Origin of the sequence: Methylocaldum sp., assembly GCF_039794385.1 — a bacterium.
Lineage (GTDB): Bacteria > Pseudomonadota > Gammaproteobacteria > Methylococcales > Methylococcaceae > Methylocaldum.
Genome location: NZ_JBDIVO010000314.1, coordinates 1 through 5,267 on the forward strand (window position 1 = coordinate 1; position 5,267 = coordinate 5,267).

General features: G+C 60.5%; 6 protein-coding genes. 3 read left to right on the forward strand and 3 right to left on the reverse strand.

The window, feature by feature from the left end; all coding sequences use genetic code 11:
* Positions 1–266: 266 nt before the first annotated feature.
* The 3 genes from ABJK70_RS19545 to moaB form a co-directional block, all read right to left on the reverse strand.
* Positions 267–473, reverse strand: a complete 207-nt coding sequence (locus ABJK70_RS19545) for a DUF6494 family protein (RefSeq protein ID WP_077731220.1) — start codon at positions 471–473, stop codon at positions 267–269.
* Between the two features lie 224 nt (positions 474–697).
* Complete coding sequence (locus ABJK70_RS19550; RefSeq protein ID WP_347258832.1) at positions 698–1,378, reverse strand: NnrU family protein; 681 nt, start codon at positions 1,376–1,378, stop codon at positions 698–700.
* A gap of 82 nt (positions 1,379–1,460) precedes the next feature.
* Positions 1,461–1,982 (reverse strand): molybdenum cofactor biosynthesis protein B, encoded by a 522-nt coding sequence (moaB, locus tag ABJK70_RS19555; RefSeq protein WP_156880752.1) that lies wholly within the window; start codon positions 1,980–1,982, stop codon positions 1,461–1,463.
* Positions 1,983–2,299: 317 nt separating this feature from the next.
* Between moaB and ABJK70_RS19560 the strand changes: the two genes are divergently transcribed.
* The 3 genes from ABJK70_RS19560 to ABJK70_RS19570 all read left to right on the forward strand — a co-directional run.
* Positions 2,300–3,667, forward strand: a complete 1,368-nt coding sequence (locus ABJK70_RS19560) for a TolC family protein (protein ID WP_347258833.1) — start codon at positions 2,300–2,302, stop codon at positions 3,665–3,667.
* A gap of 106 nt (positions 3,668–3,773) precedes the next feature.
* Positions 3,774–4,856 (forward strand): efflux RND transporter periplasmic adaptor subunit, encoded by a 1,083-nt coding sequence (locus ABJK70_RS19565; RefSeq protein WP_347258834.1) that lies wholly within the window; start codon positions 3,774–3,776, stop codon positions 4,854–4,856.
* The coding region (locus ABJK70_RS19570) for an efflux RND transporter permease subunit (protein ID WP_347258835.1) at positions 4,853–5,267 on the forward strand (415 nt) is incomplete at its 3' end. The genes ABJK70_RS19565 and ABJK70_RS19570, both read left to right, overlap by 4 nt.

Below are 5,267 nucleotides of genomic sequence, written 5' to 3' on the forward strand. Positions count from 1 at the left end.
TCGGCCATCCTGCCGATTTGTCCGGCACAAATTTGCCAGGAGCAAATTTGGACGTGCGGAGCACGGTCCGTAGGACGAACCCCAGGGATGGGGTGAGCAATCCCTGCCGGAATGACGGCTTAACTTAATAGCATTGCGGCTGAGCCCGCCGTCGAGGGGCGGCGCGCTAGAGCGTTTTTCATCGCTTTATAGCGGCGTGGACGGGGACACCGCCCGTACCCATTCGTAGGTCGGCAATCCTTTGCCGACGAACGTGTTTGAAGGGACTACTCCAGAGCGATCTCGCCGTCTATGACGTGATGGATGTTCAGGGCCGGAACTTCCAAGGTCATCTTGACGGCGAATTTCTCGTTTCCGACGAGCTTGCCGGCTTGCAGCGCGTCGTGCACGGCCAGCTCGATCTCCCGCTGCGAAGTCACACCGACCTTTTTCAGGAACTTGCGGATGTCCATGTTGAAAGTATCGTCGTTCATTGCCGTGACTCCTAAATTTCAAGAATCTCAAGTTTCGATGCAAAATTTCGGGACTTGATCCCGGTGCTGTTATTAACCCGGCCTATCAATATAGACCGGGTTAATCCGGGGCAGGGATGCGCCCCGGCGCGGCGACCAGCCTCGTGAGCCAAGGCCTAAGCGTGTAGCGGCCTGGGCGCCGGCCCGAAATACCAGGAGGGTATTTACGGGCCAGATTAATAAACTCAGAAGAGCGGCGAAACTCCGAATAGTTTGCTGTGGAAATGCAGTATTGCGAGATAAAGCACTACGGCCAGCGTGATGCGCCACCAACCGATCTCGGTCAATTTGAGCTGATTGCGCCCTTCTCGGATGGCGTTGAAAGGTATATTGGATGTAACGGCCGTGAATTTCGCCCATTGCTCTCCGAAGTGCCTTTGACGCTTGGCGTCTATCGAGCGGGTTCCACCTATCGTTAGGATCAGCAAGGACCCGAACAGTACGAGTGCTGCGGCATCGCCGTTGGCGATCAGGTGCACGACGGCCCACAGGCCGATTCCCCAAAGAAAGGGATGACGGGTGATCCGCAGAATGCCTCGTGCCGGCTCTGCTTCAGAGAGTAGAGACTCACCGTTTACCGCAGTCGGATTGGGTGTCGTTACGCCGGCGACAGCCAGGAAAAAAGCGACCAGCATCAAAAGCGCCGCGACGGGTTTGAACCACGCGAGCTGTCCCCAGGTTTCGATGTAAGGCGCACGGCGGTAGGCGTAAATCAGCCAGACTAGGCCGAGCAGCGAAAGGCTGGAAAAACCGATGCGGTAGATCCGCTCGCCGTATTTCTCGATCAGCCGATCCCGCCATCGGGTGCCGGCGATCAAGAAATGAATGCCGACGAAAAACAAGGCGGCAAGCGTAAGCTGGGTCATGAGGATGCTCCGGATTCGAGTTGGCTGCGGTTCATGGGTGTTTACTTAAGTTGTCAGCGTCGTCGCGCACTCCCTGTTCGGCTCATTTCTCCAGCAAGCGGGGCATCAATTCCACCAGATTGCACGGACGGGTACGGTAATCGAGCTGATCTCGAATGAGCTGGTCCCAAGCGGTTCGACATGCGCCCGAAGAGCCCGGCAGACAGAAGATATAGGTCCCGTTGGCTACCCCGGCAACGGCGCGGGACTGAATCGTGGACGTCTTGATATCTTGATACGAGACGGCGCGAAAAACCTCGCCGAATCCGTCCAGAGTCTTGTCGAACAGGACTGAAACCGCTTCCGGTGTGCCGTCCCGTCCGGTCACGCCGGTGCCGCCGGTGGTGATGACGACCTGTATCGTCTCGGAGGCGATCCATTCCGATACCACGGCGCGGATTCGGTAGATGTCGTCGGCTACGATGCGTTTATCCGCCAGGCGATGTCCGGCGGCGCTTAGCCGGTCGACCAGGGTTTTCCCGGAAACATCGGTGTCTTCCGTGCGCGTGTCGGATACCGTCAATATCGCGATGTTGAGGGGAACGAAATCTCTTTCCTGGGACATTGAGATGCTTTCCTGTGGTACGTGTTGTAAATTCCGTTCGTGAAACGGTCGGTGCCCTCTTCATTCGCGCGCGCGAGACTGCGGGCAGAGGGGCGAACATTAAAAAGCTATCGAACATCCCGAGGGGGTGCAATCCTTTCGAACAGGATGCGGACTTGATTAAATATTAGCAAATGCTTATATTTTTGCTTGTCCATGATCGAGCGGTATTCGCATTACGGAGTGTGGCGACAGATCCGGGGTAGGCATTCGAGTTTCGAAGCACTTGGCGGTTTTCAAGCATCAAGGCGCAAGACGATGAGGAGTAAAGGCAGGATATGAGTTTGAAGCTTTCCCAGTCGAGACTTTTGGCCGCGGGTGCGACACTCTGTCTGATACTGGTCGGAGCCGGGTCTGCCGCAGACGCGCTGGCGGAAACAAGCGCTCGCCATCCGCTCAAGCTGGAGGAAGCCATCGATTTGGCCTTCGAGCAAAACCCCGATCTTCTCGCGGCCGCCGCCCGGATCGGCGAGGCCGAGGCCAAGGTTGCCGAAGCCGCCGCGAACTTCTATCCCAAGCTTATGGCGCGGGTCGGTTACGCCTATTCCGACGATCCTTCCCAAGCCTTTTCCTATATCGTGGCACAGCGCCGTTTTAACTTCGGCATGGATATCAATCATCCGGGCTGGGTGGAAAATTTTCGCCCCGAGATCGTCGGCACCTGGTCGTTGTATCGAGGCGGGCAGGACAGTTATCGGAAGAAAGCCGCCGAATTGGGCGTCGAAGCGGCCGAATTGGAACGTTCGGCAATTCGCAACCGTCTGGCTGCGGCAGTGACGGCGGCGTATTACGCGCTGCTGTCCGCGCCGCAGCAAGTGGATGTGGCGCGCCATTCGATCGAGGCCGTCGAGCGCGAACTGGAGCATACCAAACATCGGGTGGCGGAAGGCATGGCGCTCAAGGCGGACGTTTTATCCTTGGAAGTCCGCGCGGCGGAGGCCCGCGAGTCCGAGTTGAAGGCCCAAAACGCCATCGAATTGTCCCGTTCGGCGCTTAAGACGCTCCTCGGCATCACGACGGGCGAAATCCTGGAGCTGCGCGAACCCGCGGACAGACTTGCCGACCATCCAGCTCAAGATTATGCGCGGCTGCTGGATCAAGCCTTGGCCCAGCGTCCCGAGATGCAGGCCGCGATACATCAGTCGCAGATCCGGCGCGAGGAACTTCAGGCCGAACGGGGAGCGCGCTGGCCGCGGGTCAATGCCTACGCTGCTTACGGTCAGAACAGCCGCTCGCCGGATTTCGCGTTCAGCCGCGACAACGTCACCCTGGGCGTCAACGCCGAGGTGGATCTATTCTCGGGCGGCGCGGTCAGCGCCCGTATCGCCCAGGCGGAACGCCGGCTGACCGAAGCTCAGGCCCTGGAGCAGCGCACCCGGCTGGAGATCGGGGATGAAGTCCGGCGCGCCTATACGACCCTGGAAGAAGCGCTGCAACGCCTTAAAGTGGCCGAAGCCGGCGCTGCCGCCGCCGACGAGGCTCTGCGACTGGTCAATGAGCAATATCGAGGCGGCGCTGCTACCGTGACGCGGTATCTGGAAGCGGAAACCGATCGTGCCGATGCCGCCCTGCGCGTCATCGTCGTCCGTTACGAAGCGGAGGTGGCGCAAGCGCAGCTGAAGAAGGCGGTGGGACACTGGCGGTAAAGTCTCCGGACAACCTGTTCTTCAACCCCCGCTCTGGCCGGCTTTCATGCAGGTGCCGGGGGCTTTTGCCCGACTACGAACAAGCAAGAAACCGATAGGCCAATTCATGACGCATGCCACGCATTCCCGGACCAAGCTTATCTACGCCCTGATCGCGGTATCCGTTTTGATTCTTCTTCTCGTCTGGATGCAGGGAGGCTTTAAGGACAAGGTGGAACCGGGGGTGAGCGAGGCCGTGGTGGATGGGGGAGTTGATAAGAACGCGTCTACGGTCCAGGTGATTCGAAAGGAAGTCGAGAAAGTCTTTGCCTGGCCCGGAACCGTTGCAGCGCGGACGGTGGCGCAGATCGCTCCCAAGATTCCCGGCAGGATTCTGGAAATCACGGTTCGCGCGGGCGACCGCGTCAAGCAAGGCCAAGTGCTGGCACGCCTCGACGAACGGGAAACTCGGTCGCGCCTCGGCCAGGCGCGCGCCGCTCTCGCCGCCGCCGAGGCGCAAGCCGGACGCGCTCGTGCGGATGCGCGCCGAATCCAAAACCTCTACGACAAAGAGGCCGCGACCCGGCAAGCCCTCGATGCCGCCCTGGCGGCGGCGAGGACCGCCGAAGCGCAAGTGCGGGAAGCCAGGGACGCGATTCGCGAGGCGGAATCTTCACTGGCGGAAACGGTGTTGCGCGCGCCCTTCGACGGCGTCATCGTCGAACGCCGTCTGGAGCCGGGCGACATGGCGTTGCCCGGTTCGCCGACACTGGTTCTTCAGGAATCGCAGCGGCTTCGGATCGAGAGCGCCATTCCCGCCGAGTGTGCCGGCCTGGTTGAAATCGGGCATGAACTCAAGGTCCGCGTCGCCAATCCGGAACGAGAACTCGATGCCGTGGTGGACGAAATTCAGCCCGCTGCCGATCCCAAGACCCGAACCGTGCTGGTGAAAGCCCGCTTGCCCGAAGATTCGGCCGTGCAGCCCGGCGCGTTCGGCTGGCTCTATCAAGCCTGCGGTCAGGACGAGGTGCTGTTGCTGCCGGTTTCCGCCGTGAGCCGCGTCGGACAGCTCGAGAGCGTGCGGCTGGTGGTGGACGATAAGGTCCGGCTGCGCCACGTCCGCACCGGCAAGCGCTACGATGGCCAGATCGAAATCCTTTCGGGGCTCAAGGAAGGCGACACCGTGCTGCTCCGGGAGGCCGGCCGATGAGCGCGGAAACCTCTGTCGAGCGGGGTTTGACAGCCCGCATCGTCGAGCTGTTCATCACCTCCAAGCTTTCGATACTGCTGCTGATCGCTTCCTTTCTGGCCGGGTTCGCGGCGCTGGTGCTGACGCCGCGCGAGGAAGAACCGCAGATCGTGGTGCCGGTGGCGGACGTTCTGATCAGCGCGCCCGGTGCCGATGCCGAGGAGGTCGAAAAACTGGTGTCAACGCCGCTGGAGACCCTGCTGAGGGAAGTGGACGGCGTGGAATACGTGTATTCCGCTTCGCGCGAAGGCGAGGCCCTGGTGACGGTGCGCTTCTATGTCGGCGAAGACCGCGAGGACAGCCTGGTCAAGGTATGGAACAAGCTGATGTCCAACCAGGACCGGATACCGCCCTTGGTCAGCTCCTGGACCG

Excerpts from the sequence above, each read along its gene's own strand:
- ABJK70_RS19545 (WP_077731220.1), bottom strand. The coding sequence starts at position 473 with ATGAACGACGATACTTTCAACATGGACATCCGCAAGTTCCTGAAAAAG.
- ABJK70_RS19550 (WP_347258832.1), bottom strand. The coding sequence starts at position 1,378 with ATGACCCAGCTTACGCTTGCCGCCTTGTTTTTCGTCGGCATTCATTTC.
- moaB (WP_156880752.1), bottom strand. The coding sequence starts at position 1,982 with ATGTCCCAGGAAAGAGATTTCGTTCCCCTCAACATCGCGATATTGACG.
- ABJK70_RS19560 (WP_347258833.1), top strand. The coding sequence starts at position 2,300 with ATGAGTTTGAAGCTTTCCCAGTCGAGACTTTTGGCCGCGGGTGCGACA.
- ABJK70_RS19565 (WP_347258834.1), top strand. The coding sequence starts at position 3,774 with ATGACGCATGCCACGCATTCCCGGACCAAGCTTATCTACGCCCTGATC.